The following is a 16,211-nucleotide window of genomic DNA, read 5'->3' as shown; positions in this document are numbered from 1 at the left end:
CGGGGGGACGGTCAGACGCGCTCGACGACGGTGGCGATGCCCATGCCTCCGCCGACGCAGAGGGTGGCGAGGCCGTACCGCTGGTCGCGGCGCTCCAGTTCGTCGATGAGGGTGCCGAGGATCATGGCTCCGGTGGCGCCGAGGGGGTGGCCGAGCGCGATGGCGCCGCCGTTGACGTTGATCTTGTCGAGGGAGAGCCCCATGTCGCGGGCGAAGCGGAGCACGACGCCGGCGAACGCCTCGTTGATCTCGACGAGGTCGATGTCGTCGATGGTCAGCCCGGCCTTGGCGAGGGCCTTGCGGGTGGCGGGCGCGGGGCCGGTCAGCATGATGGTCGGCTCGGAGCCGGAGACGGCGGCGGAGACGATCCGGGCGCGCGGGGTGAGCCCGTAGCGCTCGCCGGTCTCCTTGTTGCCGATCGCGACGAGGGCGGCGCCGTCGACGATGCCGGAGGAGTTGCCCGCGTGGTGGACGTGGTCGATCTTCTCGACCCAGTGGTACTTCTGGAGCGCCACCGCGTCGAAGCCGCCCAGCTCGCCGACCGTGGCGAAGGAGGGCTTGAGGGCCGCGAGCGAGTCGGCGGTGGTGCCGGGGCGCATGTGCTCGTCGTGGTCGAGGACGACGAGTCCGTTGCGGTCCTTGACGGGGACGACGGAGCGGGCGAAGCGGCCCTCCTTCCACGCCTCGGCGGCGCGCTCCTGGGAGAGCGCGGCGAATTCGTCGACGTCGCGGCGGGAGAAGCCCTCGATGGTGGCGATGAGGTCGGCGCCGACGCCCTGCGGGGCGAAGCCGACCTGGTAGCTGGTGATCGGGTCCATCGCCCAGGCGCCGCCGTCCGAGCCCATCGGCACCCGGGACATCGACTCGACGCCACCCGCGAGGACCAGGTCCTCCCAGCCGGAGCGGACCTTGGCCGCGGCCAGGTTGACGGCCTCCAGACCGGAGGCGCAGAAGCGGTTCTCCTGGACGCCGGCCACGCTGTCCGGGAGCCCGGCGGCGATGGCGGCGATCCTGGCGATGTCGGAGCCCTGGTCGCCGAGCGGGCTGACCACGCCGAGGACGATGTCGTCGATGGCCGCCGGGTCGAGGCCGGGGAAGCGGTCGCGGATCTCGTGGATGAGGCCGACGACGAGGTCGATCGGCTTGGTGCCGTGCAGGGCCCCATTGGCCTTGCCGCGGCCGCGCGGGGTGCGGATCGCGTCGTAGACAAACGCTTCGGTACTCAAGACAGCAGCCTTTCGGGGTGGTTGTGCGAGGTTCAGGCGAGCAGGGAGCGGCCGATGATCTCCTTCATGATCTCGGTCGTACCGCCGTAGATGGTCTGGATACGGCCGTCGGTGAACGCCCTGGCGACCGGGAATTCCGCCATGTAGCCGTATCCGCCGTGCAGTTGGAGGCAGCGGTCGGCGACGCGCTTCTGCAGTTCGGTGGCCCACCACTTGGCCATCGAGGCGTGCACGGCGTCCAGCGTCCCCTCGGAGTGGTCGGCGATGCAGCGGTCCAGGAAGGCGCGGGTGACGGCGCACTCGGTGGCCATCTCGGCGATCTCGAAGCGGATGTGCTGGAGCTTGGCGAGCGGCCGGCCGAACGCCTCGCGCTCCTTGACGTACTTCGTGGTGATCTCCAGCAGGTGCTCGGCGGCGGCGATCCCGGCCACGGCGATGCCCATCCGCTCCTGCGCGAGGTTGGTCATCAGGTGGATGAAGGCGCCGTCCCGCTCACCGAGCAGGTTCTCCTTGGGGACGCGTACGTCGTGGAAGAAGAGCTCGGCGGTGTCCTGGGACTTCTGGCCGATCTTGTCGAGGTTGCGGCCCCGCTCGAAGCCCTCGGCGCCGCGTTCGACGACGATCAGCGAGAGCCCCTTCGCGCCGCCCTCGGGCGTGGTCTTCGCGACGACCACGACCAGGTCGGCGAGGATGCCGTTGGAGATGAAGGTCTTGGAGCCGTTGAGCAGCCAGTGGTCGCCCATGTCCTCGGCGGTGGTGCGGATGCCCTGGAGGTCGGAGCCCGCGCCGGGTTCGGTCATCGCGATGGCGGTGATCGTCTCGCCGGTGCAGAAGCCGGGCAGCCAGCGCCGCTTCTGCTCCTCGGTGGCCAGGCCGGTGAGGTAGGGGCCGATGATGTCGTTGTGGAGGCCGAGCGCGAGGCCGGGGGCGCCCGCCCGGGTGAACTCCTCGGCGAGGACGGCGCTGTAGCGGAAGTCGGTGTTCCCGCCGCCTCCGTACTCCTCGGGCACGGCGAGGCCCAGCAGCCCCTGACGGCCGGCCGCGAGCCATGCCTCGCGCGAGACGATGCCGTCCTTCTCCCACTGCTCGTAGTGCGGGAGCACTTCCTTGGTGAGGAAGGTGCGCACGGTCTCGCGGAACGCGTCGTGCTCCTCGGTGAAGATCTGCCGCTGCACAGCGGTCCTCCTGGAGTCGTGGGTCGGTGGTGGGGGCGCCGCGCCGTCCGGTCAGCCGGTGAGGCCGGGGACGTCCCAGTCGGCGGCGACGGCCTCGGTGTCCGCGCCGGGCCGCGCGGGCCCCCGGCGTACGGAGACGGGGGTGGCGGAGAAGCGCGGCGCGGGGGCGGGCTGGGTGAGGCCCTCGTGCTCGACGAAGGTGGAACGGGCGGCGAGGTGCGGATGGCCGGGCGCCTCACGGAGCGAGAGGACGGGGGCGACACAGGCGTCCGTCCCCTCGAACACCTCGGTCCACTCGGCGCGCGTACGGGTAAGAAACCGTGCGGCGACCGCCGTGCGCAGCTCCTCCCACCGGACGATGTCGCCCCGGTCCGGCGCGGCGTCGCCGAGACCGAGGAGCCGGACGAACTCCTCGTAGAACCGCTGCTCCAGTGCTCCGACCGCCATGTGCTGCCCGTCGGCGGTCTCGTAGGTGCCGTAGAAGGGGCAGCCGCCGTCCAGGAGGTTGGAGCCGCGCCGGTCCTGCCAGCCGCCGGCCCCCAGCATGCCGTGGATCATCATGGCGAGATGGGCGGAGCCGTCGACGATCGCCGCGTCCACCACCTGGCCCCGGCCGCCGGGGGTGCGGGCGTGCTGGAGGGCGGCGAGGACGCCGACGACGAGGTAGAGCGAGCCGCCCGCGTAGTCGCCGACGAGGTTGGCCGGGACGGTGGGCGGCTCGTCGGGCCGGCCGATCATCGAGAGGGTGCCGGTGAGCGCGATGTACGCGATGTCGTGCCCGGCGCGCTCGGCGAGCGGCCCTTCCTGGCCCCAGCCGGTCATCCGGCCGTACACCAGCCGGGGGTTGCGGGCCAGGGCGGCGTCCGGGCCGACCCCGAGGCGTTCGGCGACGCCCGGCCGGTAGCCCTCGATCAGGACGTCGGCGCGCTCGACCAGGTCGAGCACCGTGGCGGCCCCGCCCTCGGCCTTGAGGTCGACGACGACGGAGCGCTTGTTGCGGTTGGTGAGGTCGTACGCGGGATCGATGCCCAGCCCCGGGCCGCCGGGCCGGTCGACCCGGACGACGTCGGCGCCGAGGTCGGCCAGGAGCATCGCGGCGAACGGACCCGGTCCGATGCCGGCCAGCTCGACCACCCGCACCCCTGCCAGCGGGCCCCGCGGGTCGTGCTCTGTCGTGGTCATCAAGCCCCCAGCGGTATGACACAACTGATGTAACATCGATGATGCTAAGAATGTGCCGCGCTCCGCACAACCCCTGGGCCCGAGCGGGCGCCCCGGACGTCCCCGGTGCCGCGTTCCGGATCCTCCCGCACCCCGGCCGCCCTGCCGGGCAGCGCCACGGACCCCTCCGCTAGCCTCTGGCTGCCACATCGGCACCCGGCCCCCGCGGAGGCAGTCAATGAACAGACGGAACGGGGCACAACGCCCCTACGACGTGGTCCTTTTCGGCGCCACCGGCTTCGTGGGCACCCTCACCGCCGAGTATCTGGCCGCCCACGGCCCCGCCGGTCTGCGCTGGGCCGTGGCCGGACGGAACCGGGCCGGGCTGGAGCGCCTGCGCGAGCGGCTCACCGCGCTCGCCCCGCACTGCGCGGACCTCCCGCTGCTGCACGCCGACGCGGACGACGAGCCCTCGCTGCGCGCCCTCGCCGAGTCGGCCCGGGTGGTGGCCACCACGGTGGGGCCCTACGTCTGGTACGGGGCGAAGCTCGTCGCGGCCTGCGCCGAGGCGGGGACGGACTACGCGGACCTCACCGGCGAGGCGGAGTTCGTGGACCGGATGTACCTGGAGCACGACGCGCGGGCCCGCGAGACCGGGGCCAGGCTCGTGCACGCCTGCGGCTTCGACTCCGTACCGCACGACCTCGGGGCGTACTTCACCGTGCGGCAACTGCCGCGGGACGTGCCGCTGACCGTCGACGCCTTCGTCAGCAGCGACGCCGTCTTCTCCGGCGGCACGTTCGCCTCGGCGCTCACCGCGATGGGCCGGGGCACCGGGATGCTGCGCGCCGCCCGGGAGCGCCGGCTGCACGAGCCCCGGCTGGTCGCCCGCCGGGCGCGCGCCCCGTTGGGCGTCCCGCACTTCAGCCCGGAGACCGGTGCCTGGGCGCTGCCGCTGCCGACCCTGGACCCCCGGGTCGTCGAGCGTTCGGCGCGGGCGCTGGACCGGTACGGCCCCGACTTCCGGTACCGCCATTTCGCCTCGGTGCGGCGCCTGCCGGTGGCGCTCGGCGGCGCGGCGGCGGCCGGCCTCCTGCTGGGGGCCGCGCAGATCCCGGCGGCCCGGTCCTGGCTGATGGCCCGGTACGAGCCGGGGCAGGGGCCGGACGCGGAGCGGCGGGGGCGCAGTTGGTTCCGGGTGCGGTTCATCGGCGAGGGCGGCGGACGGCGGGTCTTCACCGAGGTCTCGGGCGGCGATCCGGGCTACGACGAGACGGCGAAGATGCTCGCCGAGTCCGCGCTCTGCCTCGCCCTGGACGACCTCCCGCCGGTCTCGGGGCAGCTGACCACGGCCGCCGCGATGGGCGACGCGCTGCTGGAGCGGCTGCGCGCGGCCGGGCTGCGCTTCCGGGTCGCGGCCGTCCGCTGAGCGGCGGCCCGGGGCCGCCCGTACGGCGTCAGAGCGCCCAGGACACCAGCGTGCAGACGATCGACACGGCCCAGACCACGCCCGCCACCATTCCGAGTGTCACCCCCACCGCGAGTCGGCGCTGGGCCAGGTAGACGGTGCCGGGTCGCGTAGACGTTCGATGTTCGTTCATGAACACAAGCTTGCCGGTCATGATCGTCGAGCGGTATCCGCGGGGGTACTCAGGCGGTCGCTTCCTTCAGGACCCGGCGGCAGAGCGCGTCGGCCCTCCGGGTGGTCTCAGGCTGCCGGAAGCCGCGGGACAGGAGCAGGGTGTGGGCGCAGGCGTTGTCGAGGCCGGTGCGGTGGCCCACCGAGACGAAGACGGGCTTGACGCCGTCCTGGGTACGCAGGGCCGCGCCCACCTCCTCCTCGCCGTCGAGCAGCGGTGACCGGTCGCCCCGGCACGGACCCGGCTGCTCGTAGGTGAAGGTGAACGGGTTCTTGGCGACGCCGATCACCGGGAGGCCGGTGACCACCCCGAGATGACTGGCGAGCCCGAAGCGGCGGGGGTGCGCCCGGCCGTACCCGTCGCAGATCACGAGCCCGGGGTCGACCGGCAGCGCTTCGAGGGCGGCCAGCACGGTCGGGATCTCCCGGAAGGCCAGGAGGCCGGGGACGTACGGGAAGGTGACCCGGCCGGTGGCAGTGGCCTCGGCGACCACCTCGGCCGTCGCGGCGTCGAGGACGACCGCCGCGGCGACGACGACATCGTGCTCGTCGTCGTAGGCCACGTCGACGCCGGTGACCCGCCCGGTGCCGGGCGGCGGCCCCGGCTCGTCGAGCACCACCCGGGCGCGCAGCGTCTCCTGGACGGCACGGGCCTCGGTCTCGTCGGCGGGCATCGAGAATTTTGTCATGGTGCGATCGAGTCTAGGAGGTCGCCCCGTTCGGTGGGTCCGCGGCAACAGGTGAGCGTGCCGAAGCCGATGGTGGTCGTCCGGGACCGCCTGACGGCGTCCGGGGGCGGCGGGACGACCGGCCGGGCGGTGTCCGGGGGCCGCTTTCCGGCCCGTAGCCTGGCGGCATGTTCGTACTGGAATTGACCTACACCGCACCCGTCGAGCGCGTCGACGCGCTGCTCGCGGACCATGTCGCCTGGCTGGACGCGCAGTACGCGGCCGGGGTGTTCATCGCCTCGGGGCGCAAGAATCCGCGTGACGGCGGGATCATCCTGGCCGTCGGCGACGACCGGGCGGCGATCGAGGAGATCGTCGCGGCGGACCCGTTCACGGTGCACGGGGTGTGCGCGTACGCGGTCACGGAGTTCATCGCGACGAAGACGGCCGCCGAACTGGCCCCGTACCGGCAGCAGTTGCCGGGGTAGCGGGGCACCTCCCCGGGGCGGTCCGGAGCCCGCCGCGGGGAGGTGTGCCGTACGGGGTCAGCGTCCGGCGCGGGCCACGCGGCCCTGTTCCCCGGCCGCCCAGCAGCCCCCGTCCGCCGTGCAGTCCACGGTGTCGTACGAGCCGGTGTCGACGGTGCGCCAGGTGCGGCCGCCGTCCGTGGTGAGGTCGGTGCCGGTCGGGCCGACCGCGAGCGCGCCGGACCTGTCGTGCGGCAGCCACGCGACGCCGGAGCGGTAGGCGCTCGGCGGGGTGGCGGACTGCCGCCAGGTGCGGCCTCCGTCGCCGGTCACCGCGGCGGCCCGGGGCGAGGGCTCGCCGGCCCGGTAGTCGCCGCCGACCGCGATGCCGTGGTGGCGGTCGCGGAAGGCGAGGCCGAAGACGCCCCGGGCCGGGTCCCCGGCCGGGATCGTCGCCCCGGTCGCGGTCCAGGTCAGCCCCCGGTCGGCGGAGTGCAGCACCCGCGCGGCGGCGGCGCCGCCGGTCGCCAGCCAGACGTCCCGGGGGCCCGAGGAGACCAGGCACTGGCCACTGGCGGCGAACGCCGCCTCCCCGGGCTGCGCGGCCGGCATGCCCGCGGCGGGCAGCACCCGCCAGCTGCGGCCGCCGTCCCCGGTCGAGAGAATGCGGTACTTCCCGTCGACCGGATCGCTCATCGCCAGCCCGTTGCGGCTGTCGAAGAAGGTGAGGCAGTCGTAGAAGGCACGGGCGTCGGTGTTGCGGAACGATTCCGTCCAGGTCGCGCCCCCGTCCTCGGTGCGCAGCACCCGGGACGCCTCCCCCTCGCCGATGGCCAGGGCCACCGCGCGGCGGGCATCGAACGCCTCGATGTCACGGAACTCCAGTGCCTCCCGGGCGGCCCCGGCCGGTGACACGTCGCGCCAGTGCCGGCCGCCGTCGACGGTGCGCAGCACCGTGCCCTTGGAGCCGGCGACCCAGGCGGTGCGGCGATCGACGGCGGCCAGGCCGCGGAACCGCGCGTCGGTGCCGGTGTCGGTCAGCGTCCACACCGGGCGCTCACCGGGTCGGCCCCGGTCGTGCGGGGTCGCCGCTCCCGCCGGTGCGGACGCGGCCGCGACCAGCGCCGCCGCGCAGAGCCCCCAGGACATCAGTCGTCTCGTCTTCCCCTTGACCCTCATGGCGGTGGAAGCTAGCCCACACGTTCGCGCCGCGTCCAGAGGTCGCCGCGCGACGACGCACCGCCGCGACGTGCGGTGACACAGTTCACCTCGCCGCCGGATGCACGGATGGGCGGAAACCGACGTCTCCCTCAGCGGCGGGAACCGTTCGTCCCGCAGAGAGGGGAGCAGGTCGTGTCCACCGTCATCCAGCAGTCCGTGCAGGCCCGCATGGTCGCGTCCGCGCCGCGGATGGAGACCCTTCCCGCCCGGCTCCAGTACGACCCGGCCGACCCGTTCACCGTACGGATGGCGTTCCCCGCCTCCGCGACCCTGGAGGGCACCGAGGTCGTCTGGGAGTTCTCCCGCGAACTCCTGGCCGAGGGGCTGGAGGCGCCGGCCGGCGTCGGGGACGTACGCGTCGCACCGTTCGGCTACGAACGTACGGTCCTGGAGTTCCACGCCGTCGAGGGGGTCGCGATGGTGCACGTCCGCACGGCGGAGCTGCGGCGCTTCCTGACGCGCTCGCAGGAGCGGGTGCCGGCCGGCGACGAGCACCGCTTCCTCGACCTCGACCGGGGGCTGACCGCGCTGCTCGGCGACGCCTGCTGAACCCCGGCCCCGGCGGAGGGGCCGACGCATCCGAAGCAGCAAATCCCCACATAACGTCAGATAACAGGTCGTGGAACGGGGCGGCTTGGCGGTGGGCTTACCCCCGCCTTAACCTACGGTCTCGTAACCTACGTATCCGTAGGTACTTCTCCCGTCCCCAGGAGTCCCCCGTGACGATCACCGCTCCCCACCTCGGCAGTCCGAAGGCGTGGACCGACGCCCAGCTGCTGTACGCCTTGGAAGAGGTGGTGGAGAAGGAGCTCAACCGCCATCTGAAGGTCGCCCGGGACTGGATGCCCCACGAGTACGTGCCGTTCTCCGACGGGCGGAACTTCCCCGGCGTCTTCGAGGACGGCGAGGCGTGGCGGCCCGACCAGTCCAAGGTCACCGACATCGGCAAGATCGCGCTGGTGGTGAACCTGCTGACCGAGGACAACCTGCCCAGCTACCACCACGAGATCGCCTCGCTCTTCGGCCGCGACGGCGCCTGGGGCACCTGGGTGCACCGCTGGACGGCGGAGGAGGGCAGGCACGGCATCGTGATGCGCGACTACCTGCTCACCTCGCGCGCGGTCGACCCGGACAAGCTGGAGCAGTTCCGGATGGCGCACATGGCGGAGGGCTTCGAGTCGGACAACCGACACTCGATGCTGCACTCGGTGGCGTACGTCGCGTTCCAGGAGCTGGCCACCCGGGTCTCGCACCGCAACACCGGCCACCAGTCGGGCGACCCGGTCTGCGACCGCATGCTGGCGCGGATCGCGACCGACGAGAACCTGCACATGGTCTTCTACCGCAACCTGCTCGGCGCGGCCTTCGAGCTGGCCCCGGACCTGACGATGCAGGCCGTGCGCGACGTCGTCGTGAACTTCCGGATGCCCGGCCACGGCATGCCCGGCTTCGAGCGGGCCGCCGCGCAGATGGCGATCGGCGAGATCTACAACATGCGCATCCACCACGACGACGTGATCCAGCCGGTGCTGCGCTACCTGAAGGTCCTCTCCATCGACGGCCTGGGCCCGGAGGGGCTCAAGGCGCAGGAGGAGCTGGGGCTGTTCATGGGCGGTCTGGACCACGAGGCGTCGAAGTTCGACGAGAAGCTGGCGGCCCGCAAGGCCCGGATGGCGGCGCGCGGCCGCGCCTGACGGCGGACGGCCCGGGGCGGCGGGGCGGGCGACCGGCCCCGCCCCGCCGCCCGGCGTTCACACCGTCGCGCGCAGGTCCTGGGCGTAGTACGTGATCGCCTCGTGGTACTCGCGCACCGACGGGTCCGTGCTGCCGGACGCGAGCAGTTCCAGCAGCAGCCGCATCGCCTCGTGGTGCTCGCCGGTGTTGAAGAGCGCCATGGCGAGGAAGGTGCGCAGCGCCCCGTCCCCGGGGAACTCCTCCGCGCCCTCGCGCAGGGTCCCGACCGCTTTCCCGTACTGCCCGAGCACCCGGTAGGTGCTGCCCAGTCCGAGCAGCGCGCCCCTGCGGTCCTCCTCGGTCAGTCCGGGCACGGCCAGGGCGCGTTCGTAGAAGGGCACGGCCTCCGCCTCCAGGCCGAGTACGTCGTGGGCCCAGGCGGTCTGGTAGGCGATCGTCGCGTCGTCGGGGAAGGCGGAGCAGAGGGCGAGCAGCCGCTGCCGGGCCTCCTCGCGGTGGCCCTCCGTGCGCAGGGCCACGGCCGCCGCGAGCAGAGTGTCCCGGTCGTTGTCGTTCATTCCCGTATCCTCCCAGGTCCCGTGCGTCCGGCCTGATCCGGGCGGGACCTTCGGGAGGGCACTCAGGCGCGGCGCGTTCTGCGCAGCCGCTCCCGCTCCTTCTCGGAGAGTCCGCCCCACACGCCGAAGCGCTCGTCGTTGGCGAGGGCGTACTCCAGACAGGCCACCCGCCCCTCGCAGGCGCCGCAGAGCTGCTTGGCCTCACGGGTGGAGCTGCCGGGGGCGGGGAAGAAGAACTCGGGGCCGGCCTGGGCGCACAGCGCGGTCTCCTGCCAGGCGAGCGCGGGGTCGGTCGCGGTGTTGATCAGCATGGGACCACCATGCCCGGCCGCGATAAACGACTGATCAACGCGCCATCAATGCGGCGCGCCGACGACTTCCGGCCAGCTCTTCGACTACCCGGGCGGCGGGGCCGGGAAACCCGGACGCCGGGGAGGGCCCGGCGCTCCCCCGCGCCGGAGGCGGCCGCGCCCTGCCCCCGCCGGCGCCCTCCCCGCCCGGGTCAGCGGCGGACGCCGAGTGCCGGGAGCACCGTCTCCGCCACCCGGTACGCCTCCTCCAGCAGCGGGTTCCCCGAGAGGATGAAGGTGTCGACGCCCAGTTCCCGGAACTCCGTCAGCCGCTCCACGACCTGGGCCGTGGAACCGACGACGGCGGTGCCGGGCCCTGGCCGGAACAGGCTCATGCCCGGCCATAGGTTGGGGTACGTCTCCAGCTCCCGGGCCCGGGCGGGAACCCTGCCGCCGTGCTGGCGGAACTGGCGCTGCCAGCCCACCCCGTCCTCCCCCGCCCCGGCCCCGAGCTGCCGGGCGTAGGTCGCCGCGCTCGTCACGTCCAGGAGCCGGTCGGCCGCCGCCCACGCCTCGGCCTCGGTGTCACGGACGATCAGGTGGAGGCGGAGCCCGATCCTGAGCGTGCGGCCGTGGGCGGCGGCCCGCGCCCTGACCCGGTCCAGCTTCTCCTTCAGCAGGTGCGGGGGCTCGCCCCAGGTGAGGAAGACGTCGACGTGCTGGGCGGCCATCTCGATGCCGGGGTCGGAGGAGCCGCCGAACCAGAGCGGTACGTGCGACTCCTGGACCGGTTTCAGCTCTCCGAAGGAGGCCCCGGCGTTCCTCAGGTCGTAGAAGCGGCCCTTGTGGTCGAAGACCTCGCCGGCGGTGAGCCGTTTGACGATCGACCAGTACTCGGCGCTCAGCTCGTACCGTTCGTCGTGCTCCACGTGGAGCCCGTACTCCTGGAGGGACTTCGTCGAGCCGTTGACGACGTTGAAGCGGAGCCGGCCGCCGAAGAGGTGGTCGAAGGTGAGGGCCATCTTGGCGAGCAGGGTGGGCGGGATCAGGCCGGGGTGGACGGCCAGCAGCGGTTTGAACCGGGTGCTGGTGGAGGCGGCCAGCGCGCTGCCCAGCGGCCAGACGTCGTACAGGTCGGTGGCGAGGAGCGCCCCGCTGTAGCCGAGGCGTTCGACGGCGCCGGCGAGGTGGGCGAGGTAGCCGTGGTCGATGGGGCGCCTGCCTTCGGGCTCCCAGGGGTAGGCGCCCTCGCGGGGGATGATGTACCAGAGGACTTCGGTCGTCATGGCGTCACGCCGCCCGGTCCGCGCGGGCCCCGGCCAGGGCGTGGGCGACGGTGACGGCGCTGTCGACGACGCCGGTGCGGTGGAAGATGTCGGCGGCCTCCTGCTGCTCGGCGAGGAAGGCGTCGGTGACCGGTTCGATCCGCCACGGCAGGGCGCGCAGCGCGCTCTCCCAGTCGTCGGCCGATCCGCCGAGGTCGGCGGCGGCGATCCCGGCCGCCTGCCGGGGGTGGGCGGCGGCCCATTCGTCGGCCTTCCGCAGGGCCCGGACGAGCGCCTCGACCACCTCGGGGCGGCTCTCGGCGAGGTCCCGGCGGGTGAAGAAGACGGAGCGGTCGGTGATGACGTCGCCGGTGCGGATCAGGGTGCGCAGGCCGCCGGTGCGGCGGGCGGCGGCCAGTTGGGCGCCCTGGGCGACCCAGGCGGCGACGGCGCCGGTACGCAGCAGTTCCTCGCTGTGGGCGCCGCCGCGGACCGGGGTGATGTCGGTGGCGTAGGAGAGTCCGGCGTCGTCGAGCGCCTTGGCGACGAGGTGGGTCTGCCAGGAGCCGACGGCGAGGTGGACGGTGGTGCCCCTGAGGTCGGCGACGGTGCGTACCGGGGAGTCCTCGGGGACCAGGAGGGCGCCGTGCTCGGGGCGGGGTGCGGAGACGGCGGCGTAGACGATGTCGTGGCCGGCGGCCTGGGCGGTGATGGGCGGGGTGGAGCCGGTGCCTCCGAAGTCGATGACGCCGCGGGCGAGGAGTTCGCCGGTGCGGACGCCGTCGGTGTACGGGTGGAAGACGACGCGTTCGCCGAGCGGGGCCAGTTCCTCCTGGGCGAGGCCGAGCCGGGTGAGGTGGTGGAGGTGGTAGAGCGACGGGTTGCTGCTGTGCACTCCGATGGTGATGGTCATTCAGATCACTCCGGCTTCGGTTCGGTCGGGGGTTTCGGGAGCATCGGGGGTCTTCGGTAGGGGTGGGTCGGTACGGACGCCGAGGTCGTCCAGGAGGCGTCGGCGCAGTGCGCCGAAGGCGGGGTCGCCCGGGTCGCGCGGGCGGTCGACGGTGACGGGTTCGTCGGTGACGAGGCGGCCGTCGCGCAGTACGGCGACCCGGTCGGCGAGCCGTACGGCCTCGTCGACGTCGTGGGTGACGAGCAGGACGGCCGGCCGGTGCCGACGGCACAACTCCCCCACCAGGTCCTGCATCCGGAGCCGGGTCAGGGCGTCGAGGGCGGCGAACGGCTCGTCGAGCAGCAGCAGTTCGGGTTCGCGCACCAGGGCCCGGGCGAGGGCGACGCGCTGCGCCTCGCCACCGGAGAGGGTGACGGGCCAGGCATCGGCGTGCCGTTCGAGACCGACCTCGGCCAGCGCCCGCAGCCCGTCCCGGGAGCGTCCGCGCGGCAGGGCGACGGTCACATTGGCGAGGACCTTCTTGGAGGGGACGAGCCGGGGTTCCTGGAAGACGATGGTGCGGGCCTCGGGGACCAGGACCTCCCCCGCGTCGGCGGCGTCGAGGGCGCCGAGGATGCGGAGCAGGGTGGTCTTGCCGCTGCCGCTCGCGCCGAGCAGGGCGACGAACTCGCCGCGTGCGATGTCGAGCCGGAGCCCGTCGAGCACGGCGCGTCCGCCGAAGACGCGGCGCACCCCGCTGACGTGGACGGCGGTGGAGTCGGTCATCGGGTGGCCCCCTGCCGGGTGCGCCAGGGCATGAGTACGCGTTCCAGGAGCCGTACGGCGATGTCGGCGGCGAGCCCCAGCAGTCCGTAGACGAGGATGCAGACGGCGAGGACGTCGGTGCGGGCGTAGCTCTGGGCCTGGGACATCAGATAGCCGATGCCGGCCGTGGCGTTGATCTCCTCGGCGGCGATCAGGGCGATCACGCTGAGGGTCATGGAGAGCCGCAGCCCGGCCAGGAGCGACGGCAGTGCCCCGGGCAGGACCACTTCGCGGACCAGGGCGAGCCGTCCCATGCCGAAGCTGCGCATGGCCTCGACGAGCTTGGGGTCGGTGTCGCGCACCCCGCCGGACGTCGAGACGTACATCGGGAAGGTGGTGGCCACGGCGATGAGGAGGATCTTGGCGGTCTCGTTGATCCCGAACCAGACCATGAAGAGCGGCACCAGGGAGAGGAAGGGGATGGTGCGCAGGGTCTGGAGGGAGGAGTCGAGGAGTTCGTCGCCGAGCCGGGTGAATCCGGTGGTGATGCCGAGGACCAGTCCGGCGGTGAGGCCGATGAGGAGGCCGATTCCGGAGCGGGTCAGGGAGGTGGTGAGGGCGTCGGGCAGCTGTCCGTCGGCCCACAGCTCCCCCACCGCGCGCACCACGTCGGCGGGCGAGGCGAGGACGTCGGGGGTGAGGGCGCCGGTGGCGGACGCCGTCCACCACAGGACGAGCAGGGCGACCGGGCCGAGGGCCCGGACGGTCGCCGCGTAGCCGCGGCTCCGGGCCCGGTGGCGGGGCGGGCGTGGGCGGACGAGCCCCGGGGGCGGGGCGGTGGCGCTCACGCCGGCTTCTCGATGTCGAGGAGGTGGGGGGTGACGTCGATCCGGCCCTTGGTGACCTTCTGTTCGGCGTAGAAGGCCGCGACGGCCCGGAAGCGCTCGATGTCCTCGGGCCCGATGGGGTCGACCGTGCCGCCCTGACGGGTGAACCCGGTCTGGACCTCCTTCGCCTTGCCGGTGACGGCGGTCGGCCCGACATCGGTGAAGACGTTGAGGTACGCGGCCGGGTTCCGCTTCTCCTCGGCGCTGGCCTCGTGCAGATAGCGGTAGAGCGCCTTGACGATCTCGGGATGCCGCTCGGCGAAGCCGGTGCGTACGGCGTTGAGGCTGTAGTTGTCGGAACCGATCGCGGCGCCGTCGGCGACGAAGTGCGCCTTGCCGCTGCCGATCTCGGCCACGGCGTACGTCGCCCAGACCGCCCAGGCGTCGACCTGCCCGGCGTTGAAGACGGCGGCCGTCTGGTCGGGGCGGAGATAGACCCGCTCGACCCGGTCGGCGGGGATCTTCGCCCGGGCGAGGGCCTTCAGCAGCAGGTACTCGCCGGTGCCGCCCTGGTTGACGGCGACCCGCTTGCCCACCAGGTCCTTGACGGAGGTGATGCCGGAGCCGTTCCTGACCAGGATGCCCTCACCGGCCGCGTCCGGGGCGACGGCGGTGAAGAACTTGAAGCCGGGGCGCTGGGCGAGCGAGGTGATCCCGGAGGTGATGGAGCCGGTGGCGATGTCGAGCTGGCCGGCGTTCATCGCCTGGGCGGCGGGGGCGAAGGGGCCCGCGCTGCCGGTCCAGCGGACCTTGGCACCGACCGCGGCGAGCGCCCGGTCCAGGCTGCCGTCCTTCTTCCCGAGGGCGAGGACGCCGGAGTTGCCGGGGTCGGGGATGCGGACCTCGACCGTGGACCGGGCCGTGGAGCCGTTGCCGGAACCGGAACCGCCGGAGGTTCCGCAGGCGGTGAGGGCGAGCAGTGCGGTGGCGGCGAGAAGGGCGGCGGCGGCCCTTCGGCGGGTGCGGGGGATGTTCACGGGGCGGGGGTCCTCACGGGGTCGGGGCGGGCGGCGGTAGCCGACGCGGTGGCGCGGCGCAGCGGTTCGGGGTCGGCCCAGGCGGTGACGTCGACGGGTTCGGGCAGGAATCCGTGGGCGCGCAGGGCGGCCTCCTGTTCGGCGAGCAGGGCCAGCCGGTCCGGGGCGAGGCCGGGGCGCAGGGCGAGGTGGGTGCCCGGCCGGTAGGCCCCGGCGACTCCTTCGGCGCCCGCGCCGGTCTCGGCGCCGAGGATGCGGGCGACCTCGGCGGGCTGTCCGGCGGCCCAGTCGGCGGCCCTGAGCAGGACGGTGAGGAAGCGGTCGACGAGTCCGGGGTGCGCGTCGAGGAGTTCCTGGTGGACGGTGATGGGGCGCGGGGTGCCGTTGTTGACGCGGAAGCGGCCGGGCAGGTCGTCGAGTTCGACGGCGACCTCCGCACCCGCGCGCCGGGCGGCCTCGACGGCCCGGGCGCCCTTCACGTACACGGCGTCGACCTCGCCCCGGCGCAGCGCCGCCAGTTCGGCGGCCCACTGGCCCCGGTGTCCGGCGGCGGGTACGTCGACGAACGCGGCGTCGTCCGGAGTGAGCCCGGCGGCGGCGAGCGCGCCGTCGAAGCCGCGCAGGGCCATGGCCCGCCAGAAGTCGATGGCGATGGCGTGGACGGGGGCGGCGAGCCGCAGCCCGCGCAGGGACTCGGCGCCCCGGATACCGGAGCCGGGGCGGACGAGGACGGTCTGCCGTTCCTCGATCCAGGTCAGGCCGATGAGCCGGGTCCGTTCGCCGCGTGACCGGGCCCACAGCGCGGGGACGTTGCCGCCCTCGCGGAAGAGGCCGGGCAGGGCGTGCGTGAAGTGGGCGGCCGGGTCGGTGCCGGGGGCGGTGTCCTGGAGGGAGCGGACGGTGATGCCGTCGGGGGCGAACTCCTCGGTGAGCCAGCCGCGGTCGGCGGCGATGCCGGTCGCGGTGGGGACGGGACAGCGGGTGAACCAGAGCGTCGAAGGCAGGACGGCAGGCGTCATGGGATCTTCCCGAGGGGTCGGTGCGGCGGAAGGAGGGTGCCGGGGTGCACCGGATCAACTCCGGGGCCCGGTCACCGGGTACGGCGGGGCACCCCGTCGCACCGGAGCACGGCAGGGGCGACGAGGGCAGGAAGGGCGCGAGGCGCGGAAAGGAGGAGCCGCGGGGTGTCAGCGACAGGCGGCGCTGGCGACCCGTGCCAGGTCGATGTGGCGGCGCAGCGTCAGGGCGAGCGGGACCGGAGCGGCGTGGACACGGTCCGCGGTTCGGCGGTCGGCCATGGCACTGCTCCCTTCCGTTCGTCGGGCT

At 73.5% G+C, this 16,211-nt stretch carries 19 protein-coding genes; 4 read left to right on the top strand and 15 right to left on the bottom strand.

From position 1 onward, the window contains the following. Positions 1 to 11: 11 nt before the first annotated feature. From ACF08W_RS01045 to ACF08W_RS01035, 3 genes are read right to left on the bottom strand one after another with little or no spacing between them, the layout of a single operon-like run. Positions 12 to 1,226: an acetyl-CoA C-acetyltransferase gene (locus ACF08W_RS01045; RefSeq protein ID WP_392277969.1), complete on the bottom strand. Its 1,215-nt coding sequence runs from the start codon at positions 1,224 to 1,226 to the stop codon at positions 12 to 14. 32 nt (positions 1,227 to 1,258) lie between these two features. After that, entirely contained in the window at positions 1,259 to 2,401 is a 1,143-nt protein-coding gene (locus tag ACF08W_RS01040; RefSeq protein ID WP_392277968.1) for an acyl-CoA dehydrogenase family protein, read from the bottom strand. 51 nt (positions 2,402 to 2,452) lie between these two features. After that, positions 2,453 to 3,583, bottom strand: a complete 1,131-nt coding sequence (locus tag ACF08W_RS01035; RefSeq protein ID WP_392277967.1) for a CaiB/BaiF CoA transferase family protein — start codon at positions 3,581 to 3,583, stop codon at positions 2,453 to 2,455. 217 nt (positions 3,584 to 3,800) lie between these two features. On the opposite strand from ACF08W_RS01035, the gene ACF08W_RS01030 reads away from it, so the two are divergent. Continuing rightward, positions 3,801 to 4,991, top strand: coding sequence for a saccharopine dehydrogenase family protein (locus ACF08W_RS01030; protein ID WP_392277966.1), 1,191 nt, complete (start codon positions 3,801 to 3,803; stop codon positions 4,989 to 4,991). 28 nt (positions 4,992 to 5,019) lie between these two features. On the opposite strand, the gene mmpA is transcribed toward ACF08W_RS01030, so the two are convergent. Continuing rightward, positions 5,020 to 5,163, bottom strand: a complete 144-nt coding sequence (gene mmpA, locus ACF08W_RS01025; RefSeq protein ID WP_352274718.1) for a morphogenic membrane protein MmpA — start codon at positions 5,161 to 5,163, stop codon at positions 5,020 to 5,022. 49 nt (positions 5,164 to 5,212) lie between these two features. After that, entirely contained in the window at positions 5,213 to 5,890 is a 678-nt protein-coding gene (locus tag ACF08W_RS01020; protein ID WP_392277965.1) for an endonuclease V, read from the bottom strand. A 167-nt stretch (positions 5,891 to 6,057) separates the two neighbouring features. Between ACF08W_RS01020 and ACF08W_RS01015 the strand changes: the two genes are divergently transcribed. Next, positions 6,058 to 6,357, top strand: a complete 300-nt coding sequence (locus tag ACF08W_RS01015) for a YciI family protein (protein WP_392277964.1) — start codon at positions 6,058 to 6,060, stop codon at positions 6,355 to 6,357. A gap of 57 nt (positions 6,358 to 6,414) precedes the next feature. On the opposite strand, the gene ACF08W_RS01010 is transcribed toward ACF08W_RS01015, so the two are convergent. After that, positions 6,415 to 7,515 carry a WD40/YVTN/BNR-like repeat-containing protein gene (locus ACF08W_RS01010; protein WP_392277963.1) on the bottom strand — a complete coding sequence of 367 codons (1,101 nt, stop codon included), beginning with the start codon at positions 7,513 to 7,515 and terminating at the stop codon, positions 6,415 to 6,417. 174 nt (positions 7,516 to 7,689) lie between these two features. Between ACF08W_RS01010 and ACF08W_RS01005 the strand changes: the two genes are divergently transcribed. Together ACF08W_RS01005 and ACF08W_RS01000 are read left to right on the top strand one after the other, a co-directional pair. Beyond that, positions 7,690 to 8,106, top strand: a complete 417-nt coding sequence (locus tag ACF08W_RS01005) for an SsgA family sporulation/cell division regulator (RefSeq protein ID WP_392277962.1) — start codon at positions 7,690 to 7,692, stop codon at positions 8,104 to 8,106. A 170-nt stretch (positions 8,107 to 8,276) separates the two neighbouring features. Then, positions 8,277 to 9,251, top strand: coding sequence for an acyl-ACP desaturase (locus ACF08W_RS01000; protein ID WP_352274722.1), 975 nt, complete (start codon positions 8,277 to 8,279; stop codon positions 9,249 to 9,251). 57 nt (positions 9,252 to 9,308) lie between these two features. Here ACF08W_RS01000 and ACF08W_RS00995 read toward each other — a convergent pair whose 3' ends face one another. The 9 genes from ACF08W_RS00995 to ACF08W_RS00955 all read right to left on the bottom strand — a co-directional run bounded on the left by ACF08W_RS00995 (position 9,309) and on the right by ACF08W_RS00955 (position 16,183). After that, on the bottom strand, positions 9,309 to 9,809 hold the full coding sequence (locus ACF08W_RS00995) for a tetratricopeptide repeat protein (RefSeq protein WP_352274723.1): 501 nt from the start codon (positions 9,807 to 9,809) through the stop codon (positions 9,309 to 9,311). A gap of 62 nt (positions 9,810 to 9,871) precedes the next feature. Further along, positions 9,872 to 10,120, bottom strand: coding sequence for a WhiB family transcriptional regulator (locus tag ACF08W_RS00990; protein WP_352274724.1), 249 nt, complete (start codon positions 10,118 to 10,120; stop codon positions 9,872 to 9,874). A 191-nt stretch (positions 10,121 to 10,311) separates the two neighbouring features. Next, on the bottom strand, positions 10,312 to 11,385 hold the full coding sequence (locus ACF08W_RS00985; protein ID WP_352274725.1) for an LLM class flavin-dependent oxidoreductase: 1,074 nt from the start codon (positions 11,383 to 11,385) through the stop codon (positions 10,312 to 10,314). Positions 11,386 to 11,389: 4 nt separating this feature from the next. Beyond that, on the bottom strand, positions 11,390 to 12,277 hold the full coding sequence (locus ACF08W_RS00980) for an ABC transporter substrate-binding protein (RefSeq protein WP_392277961.1): 888 nt from the start codon (positions 12,275 to 12,277) through the stop codon (positions 11,390 to 11,392). Then, the gene (locus ACF08W_RS00975) at positions 12,278 to 13,042 is read right to left on the bottom strand and encodes an ABC transporter ATP-binding protein (protein WP_385208996.1); all 765 of its coding nucleotides are present in this window, start codon (positions 13,040 to 13,042) and stop codon (positions 12,278 to 12,280) included. Beyond that, on the bottom strand, positions 13,039 to 13,869 hold the full coding sequence (locus ACF08W_RS00970; protein WP_392277960.1) for an ABC transporter permease: 831 nt from the start codon (positions 13,867 to 13,869) through the stop codon (positions 13,039 to 13,041). Before ACF08W_RS00970 ends, ACF08W_RS00975 begins: the two co-directional genes overlap by 4 nt. Then, a complete protein-coding gene (locus ACF08W_RS00965) occupies positions 13,866 to 14,879 on the bottom strand; it encodes an ABC transporter substrate-binding protein (protein WP_392278322.1) in 1,014 nt (337 codons plus the stop codon). Before ACF08W_RS00965 ends, ACF08W_RS00970 begins: the two co-directional genes overlap by 4 nt. Positions 14,880 to 14,881: 2 nt before the next feature. After that, positions 14,882 to 15,904 (bottom strand): ABC transporter substrate-binding protein, encoded by a 1,023-nt coding sequence (locus ACF08W_RS00960; RefSeq protein ID WP_392277959.1) that lies wholly within the window; start codon positions 15,902 to 15,904, stop codon positions 14,882 to 14,884. A 168-nt stretch (positions 15,905 to 16,072) separates the two neighbouring features. Then, positions 16,073 to 16,183 (bottom strand): putative leader peptide, encoded by a 111-nt coding sequence (locus ACF08W_RS00955; protein WP_366298210.1) that lies wholly within the window; start codon positions 16,181 to 16,183, stop codon positions 16,073 to 16,075. Between the last annotated feature and the right edge of the window lie 28 nt (positions 16,184 to 16,211).

It is taken from the genome of Streptomyces sp. NPDC015144 (assembly GCF_043079735.1).
Lineage (GTDB): Bacteria > Actinomycetota > Actinomycetes > Streptomycetales > Streptomycetaceae > Streptomyces.
The sequence above is the reverse complement of the archived record's forward strand: the minus strand, read 5'-3'. Positions and strand labels throughout refer to the sequence as shown.